We start from the raw sequence: 16,951 nt of genomic DNA on the forward strand, positions 1-16,951 counted from the left end.
AGGTGAGAACACCAAAACCCCCCACCCGGGGGGTTTCGCCCCACCCCCTCCCTCCCCCCCCCCGGGGGCCCCCCCCGCACCCCCCCCCGGCCCGGCCCCCTTGCGTACTGCTCGGTGCTGCCTTCGCTCAGCCGGGCAGCTGCGCCTCGATCGCCGCCACGACCTCCGCCGACTCCGGCTCGCTGCGCGGGCGGATCCGGGCCACCGGCTCACCGGCCGGCGAGATCACGAACTTCTCGAAGTTCCACTGGACGTCCCCGGCCTCGCCCTCCGCGTCCGCCAGCTTCGTCAGCTCGGTGTACAGCGGGTGCCGGTCCGCCCCATTGACCTCGATCTTCTCCAGGAGCGGGAAGGTGACGCCGTACGTCGTGGAGCAGAAGGTCTCGATCTCCTCGGCGCTCCCCGGCTCCTGCCCGGCGAACTGGTTGCACGGCACACCCAGCACGGTCAGTCCCCGGTCCCCGTACGTCTGCTGCAGCCGCTCCAGGCCCTCGTACTGCGGGGTGAGCCCGCACTTGGACGCCACGTTCACCAACAGGACGGCCCGGCCGTTCCAGGCGCCCAGGGTGGTCGGCTCACCGGCGAGGGTGTGCAGCGGAATGTCGTGCAGCGTCATGAAGCTCTCCCTGATCATCGCGTGCGTGGTGCCCATGGTGCCACCCGCCGCTCATGGGGCGGCGAGCTCCTTGTAGTAGAAGGTGGTCGGCTTGAGGCTGCCCGTCGGGTCGGCCGCGTATCCCGGCACGGAGCCCACCTCAGTCCAGCCCGCCTTGCAGTAGACCTGCTCGGCCAGGCTGCCGCTCTCGGTGTCCAGGATCAGCAGTGTGATGCCCTCGACCTCCGCGTACGCCTCCACGGCGTCCAGCAGAGCCCGCCCGAGCCCCTGCCCCCGGGCGGCGGGGCGAACCATCAGCTTGGCGACCTCGGCGCGGTGGCGGGCGTTCGGCAGCGGAGCCCGGATCAGGGCGATCGTCCCGGCGACCCGGCAGCCCTCCCGGGCGATCCAGATGGAGACCTCCCCGGACTCCACGGCGCCCGCGCGCGCCCGCCACCAGACGGCGGCCTTCTCCCGGTCCAGCGGCGCCAGGAAGCCCACCGAGGAGCCCTCCTCGACGGTCTCCACCAGCAGCTCGGCCATCTCATCGGCGTACGTGACCAGCTCGGGGCCGGACACGTGGACGATCTCGGTCATGCGCAAGGGTCCTTTCGCAGCGGAACAGTCGCAAGGGCTACGGAGTGGGGGCCGGGCGCCGACGTGATCGGGCTCCTCCGCCGTACCTCTCCTATCCGAATGGTGTCCCCGGTATGCGGGAGGCGTCGATACGCGAAAGGCGTCTACGCCGCCTCCGGCCGTGCCGGGTCCACCGGTGGCCGTGTGAGCCGGAGGGTGACCACGTACGACATGACCACCGACACGATCACCAGGGGCATCACGGTGAGCCCTTCCCCGCCCAGCAGGAGTGTCGCCAGGAGCACCGAGGTCATCGGCAACCGCAGCATCGCCACACACATGGCCCCGATGCCCATCGCGAACCCCTCGGTGAGATGCAGACCCGGCAGATGGGACAGCGCGATGCCGGCCACCGCGCCGACGAACATCGCGGGGAACACGGGGCCGCCCCGGAAACAGCTCAGCGAGGCGCAGTAGGCGAACGACTTGCAGACGATGAGCAGCACCAGTGCGCTCACCGGGTACGACGCGCTCCCGGTCAGGAGATGGCCCAGCTCGTGCTCGCCCGAGTACAGCACTTCGGAACCGTCCCTGCCCGACGTCTCGGCATACACGAGCGCGAGAGCGCCGACGGTCAGGCCCATCGCCGCCGTGGCCATCACCGTCCGCCGCTCCACGCGTTCCTGCAGAACCAGCGACAGCCGGCGGATGCCCGCGCCCCCGAAGGCGGCCGCGACACCGAGGACCAGCGCCCACCCGAACGCGGCGATGCCGGGGGCCGGCGCCGGAGGGACCTCGCCCAGCGTCAGCGAGTACGTGCCCAGACCGGTCCAGGAGCCCAGACCGGTGAAGATCAGGGCCCCCACCCCCCGCGGAGAGCAGCCCGGGAACCAGGACCACGCCCAGCATCGGCCCGGCCAGCCCCGCCACCTCCATCAGCAGGAACGCGCCCAGCAGCGGCGACCCCAGCAGGGCGCTCACCGCCGCGAAGCTCCCCGACGCCCCGACCAGAGCCCGGGCGTCGGGTGCCAGGTCCCGTTTGACGCGGCCCGCCGCCCAGACGGCCAGCCCACCGCCCAGCGCGATCAGGGGTGCCTCTCTCAGCGGTCCGAGTGCCCGCCGGCCCTCTTCCGCCGCCGCGCTGGAGAAGGCCATGTCCACCGGTTCGATGACCAGCGAACCCCGCTGGTCGACCCGCAGGGTCCGCAGCCGGTGCAGGACATCGTTGGCCGCCCCGGTCAGCACGTCGCAGACGATGGAGTCGCCGTCGGGATTGTGTGCGGCGTCCCGCCGCACGATCAGGTTGAGCACGCACGGATCGTCCGCGAGCAGGCCGACGACCTCGTCGGTGAGGTCGGGCGGGCTCACCGCGCGGATGTGGATCATGTCCATACCGCTACCTCCGCGGCTCCGGCTCCGGCTCCGGCTCCGTAGGACGGAACTCCGCCCGGCCGGCGGCACGGGGTCCCTCCAGTAACGCGGCCCCGGCCCCGTTCGGCAAACCGGGCACCGGCCGAGCGTGGAGCCGCCGCCCCCTCGGGCGCCCAGGGGGCCGTACTGGGAGGATCGGGGCGTGGACACTCCCGATCCCTTCCCTGAACGGCTGCCCGGGTCCGACGCGGCCGTCGCACAAGGCGCGGCGGCCGAAGAGGCCCCGCCCCGCCGCCTGATCCGCTGCCGCCTCTGCGGCCGCCCCCTCACCGGCGCGGACTCCCGCCGCACCGGACTCGGCCCCTCCTGCGACGCCAAACTGCACCCCGCGCCGCCGGACATCCGCACCCGCCGCCACGAGGTCGAGCAGGAGGCGCTGCCGGGCACCTGAACGGCCGTCGGCCGTCCGGCCCTCCCTCGGCCACCTCGTCCACGCCCGCGTCGGGAAACTGCGATCTCACCTGCCGGTCGGAGGCGCTCGCCGCCTCCGTGCCGCTGAGCCGCGTGGCCACGACGACGACATCCCGGCTCAGCGACGGGTCCCCCAGGTCCTCCAAGGTGTCCAGCGCACGGCGCGCCGCCGTCGACGAGTCGGCGCCGGTGGCGCAGCAGACGATCAACGGGCCCGTCATCTCCAGCACGACCTGCGCCGACTGCCCCAGACGCGAACGAGGCCCGGTCGGTCAGAACGGCGGGGACGCCTCCGGGGCGGTCAGCTCGAAGCGGACCGCCGTACCGTCGGCCAGGAGCAGCTCCGCGTCATCCGACACTTCCACAGTGTGCCGGGGAAGCATCCGCCGTCAGCGGATACGCCCGGCTCCCGGGGACCGGCATGCCGTTGTGGATCGGAGCGGAATCATCCGCTCAGTCGCCGGAAGAGACCCTCCTGCACCACCGACACCAGCAGCTGCCCCGAACGGTCGTAGATCCGGCCCCGGGCCAGACCGCGCCCGCCCGTCGCGATCGGCGACTCCTGGTCGTACAGGAACCACTCGTCCGCCCGGAACGGCCGGTGGAACCACATGGCGTGGTCCAGCGAGGCCATGTCGAAACCACGAGGGCCCCACAGCGGTTCCACCGGGATGCGCACCGCGTCCAGCAGCGTCATGTCGCTCGCGTACGTCAGCGCGCAGGTGTGCACCAGCGGGTCGCCGCCCAGCGGGCCCACCGCCCGCATCCACACCGCGCTGCGCGGATCGGCGTCCTTGATCTCGTCCTTCGTCCAGCGCAACCGGTCGACGTAACGGATGTCGAAGGGCTGGCGCCGGGCCATCCGCTCCAGCGCCTCCGGCAGCGCGCCCAGGTGCTCGCGCACCTCCTCGGCGACCGTCGGCAGCTCCTCCGGGTCCGGCACGATCCGGGCCGGCGGCAGCTGGTGCTCGAAGCCCGCCTCCTCGGGGCGGTGGAAGGACGCCGTCAGGTTGAAGATCGTCCGGCCCTCCTGGACGGCCGTGACCCGCCGGGTGGTGAAGGACCGGCCGTCCCGGACCCGCTCCACCTGGTAGACGATCGGCACGCCGGGGCGGCCCGGCCGCAGGAAGTAGGCGTGCAGCGAGTGCACCGGACGCTCCCCGTCGGTCGTCCGGCCCGCCGCCACCAGCGCCTGGCCCGCGACCTGCCCGCCGAAGACCCGTTGCAGGGACTCCTCCGGGCTGCGGCCGCGGAAGATGTTGACCTCGATCCGCTCCAGGTCGAGAAGGTCGACCAGGCTCTCGGCCGGGTTCGTCATGCCGTACCTCTCCACTTCCGTTTCAGGGATCCGCTCACAGCTGGCCGACCTCGGTGACCCGGACGACCGCCCGGCCCTCCTCGTCGGACGCGGCCAGGTCCACCTCGGCCTTGATGCCCCAGTCGTGGTCGTCCGCCGGGTCGGCGAACGCCTGCCAGACCCGCCACAGCCCGTGCGCCGGGTCCTCCTCGATCTTGAGCAGCTTCGGACCGCGCGCGTCAGGCCCGGTGCCGATCTCCTCGTGTGCGTCCCAGTAGGCGTCCAGCGCCTCACCCCACGCGTCCTCGTCCCACCCGGAGTCGCCGTCCAGCTCGCCCAGGTCACGGACCCGGTCCAGCGCCGCCAGCTCCACCCGCCGGAACATCGCGTTGCGCACCAGCACCCGGAAGGCGCGCGGGTTCGCCGTGACCGGCTTGACCTCGTCCGCCCGCTCCTGCGCCTGCTCGGCCGTCTCCACCTCCGGGTTGGCCAGCTGCTCCCACTCGTCCAGCAGACTGGAGTCCACCTGGCGCACCATCTCGCCGAGCCAGGCGATCAGGTCCTGGAGATCCTCCGACTTCACGTCGTCCGGGATCGTGTGCTCCAGCGCCTTGTACGCGCTCGCCAGATACCGCAGCACGATGCCCTCGGTCCGGGCCAGCTCGTAGTGCGAGGTGAACTCCGTGAAGGTCATGGCGCGCTCAAACATGTCCCGGATCACCGACTTCGGCGACACCGGGTGGTCGTTCACCCACGGGTGGCTCGTGCGGTACACGTCGTAGGCGTGCCACAGCAGCTCGCTCAGCGGCTTGGGGTACGTGACGTCCTGGAGCCGCTCCATCCGCTCCTCGTACTCGACCCCGTCGGCCTTCATCTGGCCCACGGCCTCGCCGCGCGCCTTGTTCTGCTGGGCGGCCAGGATCTGCCGGGGATCGTCCAGCGTCGACTCGACGACCGAGACCATGTCCAGTGCGTACGAAGGGGATTCGGCGTCCAGCAGGTCGAACGCGGCCAGCGCGAACGTGGACAGCGGCTGGTTGAGCGCGAAGTCCTGCTGGAGGTCGACCGTCAGGCGCACGATCCGGCCCTCGGCGTCCGGCGTCTCCAACTGCTCCACCACCCCGCCGTCCAGCAGCGAGCGGTAGATGGCGATGGCCCGGCGGATGTGCCGCAGCTGCGCCCGGCGCGGCTCGTGGTTGTCCTCCAGCAGGTGTCGCATCGCCTCGAAGGCGTTGCCAGGACGGGCGATGACCGCGAGCAGCATCGTGTGCGTGACCCGGAAGCGGGAGCTCAGCGGCTCGGGCTCGGACTGGATCAGCTTGTCGAACGTGGTCTCCGACCAGGCGACGAACCCCTCGGGCGCCTTCTTGCGGACCACCTTGCGCTTCTTCTTCGGGTCGTCGCCCGCCTTCTTGACGGCCTTCTCGTTCTCGATGACGTGCTCGGGGGCCTGCGCCACGACGAACCCGGCCGTGTCGAACCCGGCCCGCCCCGCGCGCCCCGCGATCTGGTGGAACTCCCGCGCCCGCAGGGTCCGCACCCGAGTCCCGTCGTACTTGGTGAGCGCCGTGAACAGCACCGTACGGATGGGTACGTTGACGCCGACGCCGAGCGTGTCCGTACCGCAGATCACCTTCAGCAGACCCGCCTGGGCCAGCTTCTCCACCAGGCGGCGGTACTTGGGCAGCATGCCCGCGTGGTGCACCCCGATGCCGTGGCGCACGTACCGGGAGAGGTTCTGGCCGAACTTGGTGGTGAAGCGGAAGCTGCCGATCAGATCGGCGATCTTCTCCTTCTCCTCCTTCGTGCACATGTTGATGCTCATCAGCGACTGCGCCCGCTCGACGGCCGCCGCCTGCGTGAAGTGCACGATGTAGACGGGCGACTGCCGGGTGTCCAGCAGCTCGGTCAGCGTCTCGGTGATCGGCGTGAAGCGGTACTCGTAGCTCAGCGGCACCGGGCGGGTCGCCGAGCGGACCACGGAGGTGGGGCGGCCGGTGCGGCGGGTCAGGTCCTTCTCGAACATCGCGACGTCGCCGAGCGTCGCCGACATCAGCACGAACTGCGCCTGCGGCAGCTCCAGCAGCGGGATCTGCCACGCCCAGCCGCGGTCCGGCTCGGCGTAGAAGTGGAACTCGTCCATCACGACCTGGCCGATGTCGGCGTACTTGCCGTCGCGCAGCGCGATGGAGGCCAGCACCTCGGCCGTACAGCAGATCACCGGGGCGTCCGCGTTGACCGAGGCGTCCCCGGTGAGCATGCCGACGTTCTCGGTGCCGAAGAGCTTGCACAGGTCGAAGAACTTCTCCGAGACCAGGGCCTTGATCGGCGCGGTGTAGAAGGTGACCTTGTCCTGCGCCAGCGCGGTGAAGTGCGCGGCCGCCGCCACCAGGCTCTTGCCCGAGCCGGTCGGGGTGGAGAGGATCACGTTCGCCCCGGAGACCACCTCGATCAGCGCCTCCTCCTGAGCCGGGTAAAGGGTGATGCCCTGGGTCTCGGTCCATGACGAGAAGGCCTCGAAGAGGGCATCCGGGTCGGGGGTCTTAGGCAGCTGGTCGATGAGGGTCACGCCCCCCATCTTGCCTGTCTTCCGCCCGGATGAGGGAACCGGCGGACGGCACGAAGATCACGGGCGATACGCTGCGCACTCAACCAGCCCGCGCCGCACCGGTGATGGGCGCACCATGCTCTGGGGGCGGAACAAGCCATGATGGGACCGGCACACTCTCTGTCAGGGGCAGCGGCCTGGCTGGGGGTGGGCGCCGCGGCAGCCGCCGCGGGCCACACGATGCCCTGGCCCGTCCTGGTCGTCGGCGCGCTGATCTGCGCGGGAGCCGCGCTCGCCCCCGACCTCGACCACAAGTCCGCGACCATCTCGCGCGCCTTCGGCCCCATCTCCAAGGGGCTCTGCGAGATCGTCGACAAGCTCTCGTACGCCGTCTACAAGGCCACCAAGAGCGCCGCCGACCCCCGCCGCACCGGCGGCCACCGCACCCTCACCCACACCTGGCTCTGGGCCGTCCTCGTCGGCGCCGGCTGCTCCGCCGCCGCGATCTTCGGCGGCCGCTGGGCGGTCCTCGCCGTCCTCTTCGTCCACCTGGTGCTCGCGGTCGAGGGTCTGCTCTGGCGGGCCGCCCGGGTCTCCAGCGACATCCTCGTCTGGTTGCTCGGCGCCACCAGCGCCTGGATCCTCGCCGGCGTCCTGGACCAGCCCGGCAACGGCGCCGGCTGGCTCTTCGAGGCCCCCGGCCAGGAGTACATGTGGCTCGGCCTGCCCATCGTCCTCGGCGCCCTGGTCCACGACATCGGGGACGCGCTGACCATCTCGGGCTGCCCGGTCCTGTGGCCGCTGCCGATCGGCGGCAAGCGCTGGTACCCGCTCGGCCCTCCGAAGTTCATGCGGTTCCGGGCCGGCAGCTGGGTGGAGATCAAGGTGCTGATGCCCGCGTTCATGGTGCTCGGGGGAGTGGGCGGCGCAGCGGCCCTCAACTACATATGACGCACCCGGGCGTGCCCGGCCGTTCTGCGGGCGGGCGGCCCGCCCCGGCCCGTAGGACCATGGCCCCATGCTGCTCGCCGAGCTCGCCCAGGTCTCCCTGGAGGTCGCCGCCACCTCCGCCCGGTCCCGGAAGGTGGCGCTCCTCGCCGCACTCTTCCGGGACGCCGGCCCCGAGGACGTCCCCGTGGTCATCCCGTACCTCGCCGGACGACTGCCCCAGGGGCGCATCGGCGTGGGCTGGCGGAGCCTGAAGGACCCCGTGGAGCCCGCCGTTGAGCCCACGCTCACCGTCACCGGGGTCGACGCCGAGCTCACCGCGCTGGCCGCGATCTCCGGCACCGGCTCCCAGGCCCTGCGCCGCGACCGGCTGCGCGCCCTGTTCGCCGCCGCCACCGCCGGTGAGCAGCACTTCCTGCGGGCCCTGCTCACCGGGGAGGTCCGCCAGGGCGCCCTGGACGCCGTCGCCGCCGACGCGCTGGCCCGGGCCGCCGAGGCACCGCCCGCCGCTGTCCGCCGGGCCGTGATGCTCACCGGGTCCCTCCAGGAGGTGGCCCGGACCCTCCTCGCGGAGGGCCCCGGCGCGCTCGCCGCCTTCCGCCTCACCGTCGGCCGGCCGGTCCAGCCGATGCTGGCCCACACCGCCGCCTCGGTCACCGAGGCCGTCGACAAGCTGGGCCCCTGCGCCGTCGAGGAGAAGCTGGACGGCATCCGGGTCCAGGTGCACCGGGACGGCGACCGGGTCCGCGCCTACACCCGGACCCTCGACGACATCACCGACCGGCTGCCCGAGCTGGTCACCGCCGTGTCCGCGCTGGAGACCCGGCGCTTCATCCTGGACGGCGAGGTGATCGCGCTGGGGGAGGACGGCAGGCCGCGCCCCTTCCAGGAGACCGCCGCCCGGGTGGGCTCGCGGCGTGACGTGGCCGCCGCGGCTGCCGGCGTACCCATCGTGCCCGTCTTCTTCGACGCCCTCTCGGCCGACGGCGAGGACCTGCTCGACCTCCCCTTCGCCGAGCGCCACGCCGCCCTGGCCCGGCTGGTCCCCGAGGCCCTGCGGGTCCGGCGCACCCTCGTGCCCGATCCGGCGGACACCGGTGCCCGACGAGCCGCCGAGACGTTCCTCGCCGAGACACTGGAGCGCGGGCACGAGGGGGTGGTCGTCAAGGACCTGGCCGCCGCCTACAGCGCGGGCCGCCGGGGAGCCTCCTGGCTCAAGGTCAAGCCGGTGCACACCCTGGACCTGGTCGTGCTGGCCGCCGAATGGGGGAGCGGACGGCGTACGGGAAAGCTCTCCAACCTCCACCTGGGCGCGCGCCGCCCCGACGGTACGTTCGCGATGCTCGGCAAGACCTTCAAGGGGCTCACCGACGCCCTGCTGGAGTGGCAGACCGAGAAGCTGCGTGAACTGGCGACCGGCGAGGACGGCCACGTCGTGACCGTACGCCCGGAACTCGTCGTGGAGATCGCCTACGACGGGCTCCAGCGCTCCACCCGCTACCCGGCGGGCGTCACCCTCCGGTTCGCCCGCGTCCTGCGCTACCGCGAGGACAAGACCGCGCAGGAGGCGGACACGGTGGAGACGGTCCTCTCACGGCAGCACTGAGCGCGCCCCGTCGAAGCGGGGCGCGCTCACCGGGCGGTCAGTGCCTGATCGTCGCCGCAGCGGTGTGCTCCCTGATCTGCTCGGGCGTCAGATAGGCGTCCGTGTACTCGAAGTCCCGCAGCGTCGCCGCCTTGCGCGCCTGGAACCCCGTCCGTACGAAGTCGTCACCGGCGACCGCGTTGAGCAGCCAGTTCGTCATGACCCGGGTCTTCGCGACGTTCGTCCGCAGCGCCGACCAGTGGTAGCCGCGGGCCACGGCCTGCGCGGGCAGCCCGTGCAGCTCGACGCCCAGCGGCTTGGACACAGCGTCCTTGCCGCCGAGGTCCACGACGAGCCCCAGGTCCTTGTGGACGTAGTCCTTGAGCGGCTGACGGCGCAGCGAGGCGATCAGATTGTCCGCCAGCACCTTGCCCTGGCGCATCGCGTGCTGCGCGGTCGGCGGGCAGACCGCCCCGTCGCCCTTCGCCAGGTCGGGCACCGCCGCCGCGTCGCCGAGCGAGAAGACCCCGTCCGCGCCCGGCAGCTTCAGCTGGGGCGTCACGGCCAGCCGGCCGCGTACGGTCTCCGCGCCGAGCGTGGCGATCAGCGGACTGGCGGCCACCCCCGCGGTCCAGATCAGCGTCCGGCAGGGCAGCACCCGGCCATCGGTGAAGGTCACCTCCTCGGCGGCGGCCTTGGCGATGGAGACCCCGAGCGACACCTCGATGTTCCGCCTGCGGAGCACCTCCAGGGCGGCCCGCCCCAGCTTGTCGCCCAGCTCCGGCATGAGCTTGGGCGCGATGTCGATCAGGTGCCACTTGATCAGCTTCGGGTCCAGCCGCGGATAGTGCCGGATCGCGTTGGTGGTGAGGCGCTGGAGGCAGGCGGCCGTCTCCGTGCCCGCGTAACCGCCGCCGACCACCACGAACTGGAGCCGCGAGGCCCGCTCGGCCTCGTCCTGACTGGCGTCGGCCAGATCCAGCTGGGCGATGACGTGGTCGCGTACGTACGCCGCCTCGGCCAGCGTCTTCATCCCACGTGCGTGGTCCACCAGTCCGGGAATGTCGAACGTCCGGGTCACGCTGCCCGCGGCCAGCACGATGTAGTCGTACGGCTCGTTGACGACCTCGTCCGTGATCTTCCGGATGACACAGACCTTGGCCTGCGTGTCCACGCCGATCGCTCCGCCGGGGATGATCCGGGTGCGGTGGCGGCGGCTGCGGCGCAGGGAGACCGCGACCGACTGGGGGGTGAGCACACCGGAGGCCACCTGGGGCAGCAGCGGCAGGTAGAGCTGGTAGGAGAACGGCGTGACGAGCGCGATGTCGGCCTCGCCCGGAGCGAGTCTGCGCTCCAGCCGTTGTACGCATTCGACACCTGCGAAGCCGGCGCCGACGACAAGAATCCTGGGTCGTGCCACGGTCTGCGTCCCTTCTCGGGCTTGCGTGGTTCTGCGCTCGCCTGCCCCGTATACCGGCCGATGCACTCCTCATCCTCACCGGATGCAACCGAGTCCGCCTCTTGGCAGGGGTGAACGGGCCCCCACACGGCGCCACCGCGGCCCGGCGGGCGCGGGCGGCTCAGCCGCGGGCCCGGGTGCCTGCCCGGAGCAGCGAGGCCCCCGCCGGGGTGAGGGTGTGCAGCACGGACGGGCCGTGGCGGACGGTCGTGACGAGCCCCGCGTCACGCCGGGCGGTGGCGTGCCTGCTGGCGGAGGACGCCGATACCCCGGCCGCCCGGGCGGTCTCGCCGGTCGTGGCGCCGGTGGAGGCGGCGCGCAGCGCGACCGCGCGGGCCCGCCCGAACAGGTTGACCAGGCACGGGGCGGGGGCGGGGGCGTCGGCGGGGAGCGGCCGGCCGGGCGGGCCCGGCTCGTGGAGCAGCGAGTACCAGAGCACGGGCGGCAGCCGTGGATCGGCGAAGGCGACCGCTTCGCCCCAGTTGAAGTACGAGGGGACGAGCGTCAGCCCGCGGCCGTTCAGGTGCAGGTCCCGGTCCTCCACCTGCCGGGGGTAGGCGACCTGGGGGACGGGCGGCCGCCAGCGCAGCATGGGCCCGAGACCGGCGAGCATGCCGTCGGTCCCGCCGTCCAGGAGCCCCCGGCAGCGCAGAGCCCCCTCCGCCTCGACCCGGAGGCGGTGTCGGCCGGGAAGCGCCTGAGGGTCTGTGACCGCGTCCAAGCGCCCTCCGGCCGCCCGGAGTCCGACCGCCCGCATGGGAGGATGCTGCGGTGACCACACCGTCCTCCCCGCCCGTGGCCGACGACCCGCCCCGCGACCAAGGGCCGGGGCAACGCGCCGCGGCGGTCCTCGTGTTCGGATCCTCGGCCGCGGTCCTGGTCGTCGAGATCGTCGCCCTGCGGCTGCTGGCCCCCTACCTCGGCCTCACCCTCGAAACCAGCACCCTGGTGATCGGTATCGCCCTCACCGCTATCGCGCTGGGCTCCTGGCTGGGCGGGCGCGTCGCCGACCAGGTCGATCCGCACCGGCTCATCGGTCCCGCGCTCGGCGTGTCGGGCGTGGTCGTCGCGCTCACCCCGCTCCTGCTCCGCACCACCGCGGAGTGGGCGCCCCCGGCGCTCCTGCTGGTCGCGGCGGCAACCCTTCTCGTACCCGGCGCCCTGCTCTCGGCGGTGACCCCGCTCGTGACGAAGCTGCGGCTCACCAGCCTCGCCGAGACCGGGACGGTCGTGGGACGGCTCTCCGGAGTGGGCACCTCCGGTGCCATCGTCGGCACGGTCCTCACCGGGTTCGTCCTCATCTCCCGGCTGCCCGTCAGCTCCATCCTGATCGGCCTCGGCGCCCTGCTGGTGCTCGGCTCCGTGCTGGTCGGCTGGCGGGCGCGCCGCTGGCGCCGGGCCTCGGCCGTGGCGCTGGCCACCGTCGTCGCGGCCTCCCTCGCCACCGCGTTCGCCCCGGGCGGCTGTGACGCGGAGACCCGCTACCACTGTGCCCGGATCGTCGCGGACCCCGACCGGGCCACCGGCCGCACCCTGGTCCTGGACGGCCTGCGCCACTCCTACGTCGACGTCGAGGACCCGACGTACCTCCGGTTCGGTTACGTGCGCGCCATCGCTTCCGTGGTCGACACCGCGTTCCCCGCGGGCGAGCCCCTCGCCGCCCACCACATCGGAGGCGGCGGCCTCACCTTCCCCCGCTACCTCGCGGCCGCACGCCCCGGAACCCGCAGCCTCGTCTCCGAGATCGACGGCGGGGTCGTCCGCATCGACCGTGAAGAGCTGAACCTGGGCGCCTCCACCGGCATCGACGTCCGCGTGGAGGACGCCCGAATCGGCCTGAAGCGGCTGGAGACCGACAGCCGGGACATCGTCGTCGGCGACGCCTTCGGGGGCGTCAGCGTGCCCTGGCACCTCACGACCTCCGAGGCGCTGCGTGAGGTGCACCGGGCGCTCAAGAAGGACGGGCTGTACGTCGCCAACCTCATCGACCACGGCCGCCTGGCCTTCGCCCGCGCCGAGGTCGCCACGCTCGCCGAGGTCTTCGCACACGTCGCGGTCATCGGCGCCCCCATGGACATCGGCCTGGACCCGGCGGCCGTTCCCGAAGGCGGCAACATGGTGGTGCTCGCCTCCGACCGGCCGGTCGACGCGCCCGCGATCCAGCAGGCACTGGACGCCCGGGAGACCGGCTGGCGGATCGCCACCGGAGACACGGTCACCGCCTGGACCGGCGACGCCCCGGTCCTCACCGACGACCGTGCACCCGTGGACCAGCTCCTCCAGCCCCACCCCACGCGAACCGTACGGTGAGCCCCCGGGCTCCCGACGGTCTCACCCGTGCCAGGAGCGCCACAGCGCCGCGTAGGCCCCGTCCGCCGCCACCAGCTCGTCGTGGCTGCCGAGCTCGCTGATCCGGCCGTCCTCCACCACCGCGATGACGTCCGCGTCGTGCGCGGTGTGCAGGCGGTGCGCGATGGCCACCACCGTACGGCCCTCCAGGACCCGGGCCAGTGAACGCTCCAGATGGCGGGCCGCCCGCGGGTCCAGCAGCGAGGTCGCCTCGTCCAGCACCAGCGTGTGGGGGTCGGCCAGCACGAGACGGGCCAGCGCGATCTGCTGCGCCTGCGCCGGGGTCAGCGCGAATCCGCCCGAACCGACCTCCGTCTCCAGCCCCTTCTCCAGAGCCTTCGCCCACCCGTCGGCGTCGACCGCGGCCAGCGATGCCCACAGCTCGGCGTCCTCGGCCCCGTCCCGGGCCAGCAGCAGGTTGTCCCTCAGCGAACCGACGAAGACATGGTGCTCCTGGTTGACCAGGGCCACATGCTCCCGGACCCGCTCCGCCGTCATCCGTGACAGCTCGGCCCCGCCGAGGGTCACCTCGCCGGTGCGCGGGGCGTAGATACCGGCCAGCAGCCGGCCCAGCGTCGACTTGCCCGCGCCCGAGGGCCCGACCAGGGCGAGGCGGGTGCCCGGAGCCACGTCCAGCGACACCTGGTGCAGGACGTCGACGCCCTCCCGGTACCCGAACCGCACCTCGTCCGCCCGTACGTCCCGGCCGTCCGGCCCGACCGCCGCGTCACCGGCGTCCGGCTCGATCTCGCGTACGCCCACCAGCCGCGCCAGGGAGACCTGGGCGACCTGGAGTTCGTCGTACCAGCGCAGGATGAGGCCGATCGGGTCGACCATCATCTGGGCCAGCAGGGCTCCCGTGGTCAGCTGCCCGACCGTCAGCCACCCCTCCAGCACGAACCAGCCGCCGAGCAGCAGGACCGCGCCGAGGATGGTCACGTACGTCGCGTTGATGACCGGGAAGAGGACCGAGCGCAGGAACAGCGTGTACCGCTCCCATGCCGTCCACTCGGTGATCCGCCGGTCCGACAGCGCGACCCGGCGGGCGCCGAGGCGGTGCGCCTCCACGGTCCGCCCGGCGTCCACGGTCTCGGCGAGCATCGCGGCGACGGCCGCGTAACCGGCGGCCTCCGAGCGGTACGCCGAGGGCGCGCGCCGGAAGTACCAGCGGCAGCCGATGATCAGCACCGGCAGCGCGATGAGCACGGCCAGCGCCAGCGGGGGAGCGGTCACGGTGAGCGCGCCGAGCAGCAGCCCCGCCCAGACGATGCCGATCGCCAGCTGCGGTACGGCCTCACGCATCGCGTTGGCCAGCCGGTCGATGTCCGTCGTGATCCGGGAGAGCAGATCGCCGGTCCCGGCGCGCTCCAGGACCCCGGGCGGCAGACCCACGGACCGTACGAGGAAGTCCTCGCGAAGGTCGGCGAGCATCTCCTCGCCCAGCATGGCACCGCGCAGCCGCATGGACCGGGTGAACACCGTCTGGATCACCAGCGCGACGGCGAAGACGGCCGCCGTGCGCTCCAGATGGAGGTCGGTGACACCGTTCGAGAGGTTCTCGACCAGTCCGCCGAGCAGATAGGGTCCGGCGATCGACGCGATGACCGCCACCGCGTTGGCGGCGATCAGGAGGCCGAAGGCCTTGCGGTGGCGCCGCAGCAGGTGCCGTACGTAACTCCGTACGGTCGTGGGGGTGCCCACAGGCAGGGTGGTGGCCGACTCCGGGGCGGCCGGGTCGTACGCCGGTGGTGCGACGCCGATCATGCCCTCTCCTCGATTTCCTGGGTGCTGTTGTTCATGGCGGGGACCGCGTCGATGCCCTGGAAACTGCTCGCCGCCACCTCGTCGTCGGTCTCGCGGGTGACGACGGCCCGGTAGCGCGGTTCGGAGCGAAGCAGGTCGCGGTGGGTGCCCACGGCGACCACGCTGCCCTCGTGGACGAGGACCACCCGGTCGGCGACGTCCAGCAGCAGCGGGGACGAGGCGAACGCGACCGTCGTACGGCCCCGGCGCAGCCCCGCGACCCCGGCGGCGACGCGTGCCTCGGTGTGCGAGTCGACGGCGGAGGTCGGCTCGTCCAGCACCAGCGCCTCCGGGTCGGTGATCAGCGACCGGGCCAGCGCGAGGCGCTGGCGCTGGCCGCCGGAGAGCGACCTGCCCCGCTCGGTGATCCGGGTCCGCATCGGGTCCCCGTCGTCGTCGGGCGACGCCTGGGCCAGGGCGGCGAGCACGTCGCCGCACTGCGCGGCCTCCAGCGCCTCCTCGGCGGTGACCAGGCCCGAGGACGGCACGTCCAGCAACTCCTGGAGCGTGCCGGAGAGCAGCACCGGGTCCTTGTCCTGGACCAGGACGGCGGTCCGGGCGGTGTCCAGCGGGAGCTCGTCCAGCGCGACGGCGCCGAGCAGGACGGAGGGGGCCTTCTTCTCCTCCTCGGTGTCCTGGTCGCCGGTCTGGGCATGGCCGCCGAGCCGCTCGGCCAGCCGCCCGGCCTCGTCAGGGTCACCGCAGACGACCGCGGTGAACTGACCCTGGTGGGCCATCAGCCCGGTGGCGGGGTCATACAGGTCGCCCGCCGGAACGCCCGCCTCCGTGGCCGTCCGGTCGCTGCGGCGCAGCGACAGCACCCGTACGGCACGCTGTGCGGACGGCCGTGAGAAGGAGTAGGCCATCGCGATCTCTTCGAAGTGGCGCAACGGGAACAGCATCAGGGTGGCCGCGCTGTAGACCGTGACCAACTGGCCCACGTCGATGCGGCCGTCCCGTGCCAGCGTCGCCCCGTACCAGACGAGGGAGATCAGCAGGATGCCCGGCAGCAGCACCTGCACCGCCGAGATCAGCGCCCACATCCTGGCGCTGCGCACGGCCGCCTTGCGGACCTCCTGGGAGGCGCGGCGGTAGCGGCCGAGGAACAGCTCCTCGCCGCCGATGCCGCGCAGCACCCGCAGTCCGGCCACGGTGTCCGAGGCCAGCTCGGTCGCCTTGCCCGCCTTCTCGCGCTGCTCGTCGGCGCGCCGGGTGGCGCGGGGGAGCAGCGGCAGCACGGCGAGGGCCAGCACCGGCATGGCGACGGCCACCAGGACGCCCAGGGCCGGAAGGTAGATGACCAGCCCCACGCAGACCACGACGAGCGCGATGGCGGCGGCCAGGAAGCGCGAGAGCGCCTCGACGAACCAGCCGATCTTCTCCACGTCGCCCGTCGAGACGGCGACGACCTCACCGGCGGCGACCCGCCGGGTCAGGGCGGCCCCCAGCTCGGCGGTCTTGCGCGCCAGGAGCTGCTGCACCCGGGCGGCGGCGGTGATCCAGTTGGTGACGGCGGTCCGGTGGAGCATGGTGTCGCCCACCGCGATGAGAACGCCCAGAGCCCCGATCAGACCGCCGGCCAGCGCCAGGCGTGCGCCGGAGCGCTCGATGACGGCCTGGACGGCGACGCCGACGGTGACGGGGAGCCCGGCGATGCTCAGCTGGTGGAGCAGTCCCCAGCCGAGCGACTTGAGCTGTCCGCCGAGCTGATTGCGCCCGAGCCAGTACAGGAAGCGTGGGCCGGACCGCACATCGGGGTCGCCGGGATCCGAATACGGAAGATCGCGAATCTGCATGACGTCCCAGGGCTCGGTAGGCGCGAGGCCCGTGCGGACCTCGGAGTTACGGGGTGACCAAACCGTGCAAGGTTCGCTTCCCGCCCCCCTCCGGGGCAACCGGTTTTCTGCGGCGGGCGGCCGCCTGCGGGGTCCCGTGCCGAGCCGCACGGG

General features: G+C 72.7%; 12 protein-coding genes and 1 pseudogene. 4 read left to right on the forward strand and 9 right to left on the reverse strand.

All coding sequences use genetic code 11. The features are described from left to right. Nucleotides 1–127: 127 nt before the first annotated feature. From ABZ154_RS04975 to ABZ154_RS04985, 3 genes and pseudogenes are all read right to left on the reverse strand, one after another. Nucleotides 128–616, reverse strand: coding sequence for a glutathione peroxidase (locus ABZ154_RS04975; protein ID WP_356829399.1), 489 nt, complete (start codon nucleotides 614–616; stop codon nucleotides 128–130). 51 nt (nucleotides 617–667) lie between these two features. Further along, nucleotides 668–1,192: a GNAT family N-acetyltransferase gene (locus ABZ154_RS04980; RefSeq protein ID WP_356829110.1), complete on the reverse strand. Its 525-nt coding sequence runs from the start codon at nucleotides 1,190–1,192 to the stop codon at nucleotides 668–670. A 143-nt stretch (nucleotides 1,193–1,335) separates the two neighbouring features. After that, nucleotides 1,336–2,563 (reverse strand): annotated as a pseudogene (locus tag ABZ154_RS04985) (chloride channel protein). A gap of 181 nt (nucleotides 2,564–2,744) precedes the next feature. Between ABZ154_RS04985 and ABZ154_RS04990 the strand changes: the two are divergent. Then, the gene (locus ABZ154_RS04990; RefSeq protein ID WP_356829112.1) at nucleotides 2,745–2,993 is read left to right on the forward strand and encodes a DUF6011 domain-containing protein; all 249 of its coding nucleotides are present in this window, start codon (nucleotides 2,745–2,747) and stop codon (nucleotides 2,991–2,993) included. Nucleotides 2,994–3,458: 465 nt separating this feature from the next. Here ABZ154_RS04990 and ABZ154_RS04995 read toward each other — a convergent pair whose 3' ends face one another. Together ABZ154_RS04995 and ABZ154_RS05000 are read right to left on the reverse strand one after the other, a co-directional pair. Then, nucleotides 3,459–4,331, reverse strand: coding sequence for an acyl-CoA thioesterase II (locus tag ABZ154_RS04995; RefSeq protein ID WP_356829114.1), 873 nt, complete (start codon nucleotides 4,329–4,331; stop codon nucleotides 3,459–3,461). Nucleotides 4,332–4,365: 34 nt separating this feature from the next. After that, complete coding sequence (locus tag ABZ154_RS05000; RefSeq protein ID WP_356829115.1) at nucleotides 4,366–6,879, reverse strand: DUF3516 domain-containing protein; 2,514 nt, start codon at nucleotides 6,877–6,879, stop codon at nucleotides 4,366–4,368. Nucleotides 6,880–7,017: 138 nt separating this feature from the next. On the opposite strand from ABZ154_RS05000, the gene ABZ154_RS05005 reads away from it, so the two are divergent. Beyond that, nucleotides 7,018–7,809, forward strand: coding sequence for a metal-dependent hydrolase (locus tag ABZ154_RS05005; RefSeq protein WP_356829116.1), 792 nt, complete (start codon nucleotides 7,018–7,020; stop codon nucleotides 7,807–7,809). A 67-nt stretch (nucleotides 7,810–7,876) separates the two neighbouring features. Continuing rightward, entirely contained in the window at nucleotides 7,877–9,412 is a 1,536-nt protein-coding gene (locus ABZ154_RS05010; RefSeq protein WP_356829117.1) for an ATP-dependent DNA ligase, read from the forward strand. A gap of 37 nt (nucleotides 9,413–9,449) precedes the next feature. Here ABZ154_RS05010 and ABZ154_RS05015 read toward each other — a convergent pair whose 3' ends face one another. Together ABZ154_RS05015 and ABZ154_RS05020 are read right to left on the reverse strand one after the other, a co-directional pair. Continuing rightward, a complete protein-coding gene (locus ABZ154_RS05015; protein ID WP_356829119.1) occupies nucleotides 9,450–10,811 on the reverse strand; it encodes an FAD-dependent oxidoreductase in 1,362 nt (453 codons plus the stop codon). A gap of 160 nt (nucleotides 10,812–10,971) precedes the next feature. After that, the gene (locus ABZ154_RS05020) at nucleotides 10,972–11,571 is read right to left on the reverse strand and encodes a hypothetical protein (protein ID WP_356829121.1); all 600 of its coding nucleotides are present in this window, start codon (nucleotides 11,569–11,571) and stop codon (nucleotides 10,972–10,974) included. A gap of 50 nt (nucleotides 11,572–11,621) precedes the next feature. Between ABZ154_RS05020 and ABZ154_RS05025 the strand changes: the two genes are divergently transcribed. Next, a complete protein-coding gene (locus ABZ154_RS05025) occupies nucleotides 11,622–13,160 on the forward strand; it encodes a fused MFS/spermidine synthase (protein WP_356829123.1) in 1,539 nt (512 codons plus the stop codon). A 21-nt stretch (nucleotides 13,161–13,181) separates the two neighbouring features. Here ABZ154_RS05025 and ABZ154_RS05030 read toward each other — a convergent pair whose 3' ends face one another. Continuing rightward, nucleotides 13,182–14,963: an ABC transporter ATP-binding protein gene (locus ABZ154_RS05030; RefSeq protein ID WP_356829125.1), complete on the reverse strand. Its 1,782-nt coding sequence runs from the start codon at nucleotides 14,961–14,963 to the stop codon at nucleotides 13,182–13,184. Continuing rightward, a complete protein-coding gene (locus ABZ154_RS05035; protein ID WP_356829127.1) occupies nucleotides 14,960–16,798 on the reverse strand; it encodes an ABC transporter ATP-binding protein in 1,839 nt (612 codons plus the stop codon). The genes ABZ154_RS05030 and ABZ154_RS05035 overlap by 4 nt, the downstream gene beginning before the upstream one ends. Nucleotides 16,799–16,951 lie beyond the last annotated feature (153 nt).

Origin of the sequence: Streptomyces sp. NPDC006261, assembly GCF_040613515.1 — a bacterium.
Taxonomy (GTDB): Bacteria; Actinomycetota; Actinomycetes; order Streptomycetales; family Streptomycetaceae; genus Streptomyces.

Excerpts from the sequence above, each read along its gene's own strand:
- ABZ154_RS04975 (WP_356829399.1), bottom strand. The coding sequence starts at position 616 with ATGACGCTGCACGACATTCCGCTGCACACCCTCGCCGGTGAGCCGACC.
- ABZ154_RS04980 (WP_356829110.1), bottom strand. The coding sequence starts at position 1,192 with ATGACCGAGATCGTCCACGTGTCCGGCCCCGAGCTGGTCACGTACGCC.
- ABZ154_RS04995 (WP_356829114.1), bottom strand. The coding sequence starts at position 4,331 with ATGACGAACCCGGCCGAGAGCCTGGTCGACCTTCTCGACCTGGAGCGG.
- ABZ154_RS05005 (WP_356829116.1), top strand. The coding sequence starts at position 7,018 with ATGATGGGACCGGCACACTCTCTGTCAGGGGCAGCGGCCTGGCTGGGG.
- ABZ154_RS05010 (WP_356829117.1), top strand. The coding sequence starts at position 7,877 with ATGCTGCTCGCCGAGCTCGCCCAGGTCTCCCTGGAGGTCGCCGCCACC.
- ABZ154_RS05030 (WP_356829125.1), bottom strand. The coding sequence starts at position 14,963 with ATGATCGGCGTCGCACCACCGGCGTACGACCCGGCCGCCCCGGAGTCG.
- ABZ154_RS05035 (WP_356829127.1), bottom strand. The coding sequence starts at position 16,798 with ATGCAGATTCGCGATCTTCCGTATTCGGATCCCGGCGACCCCGATGTG.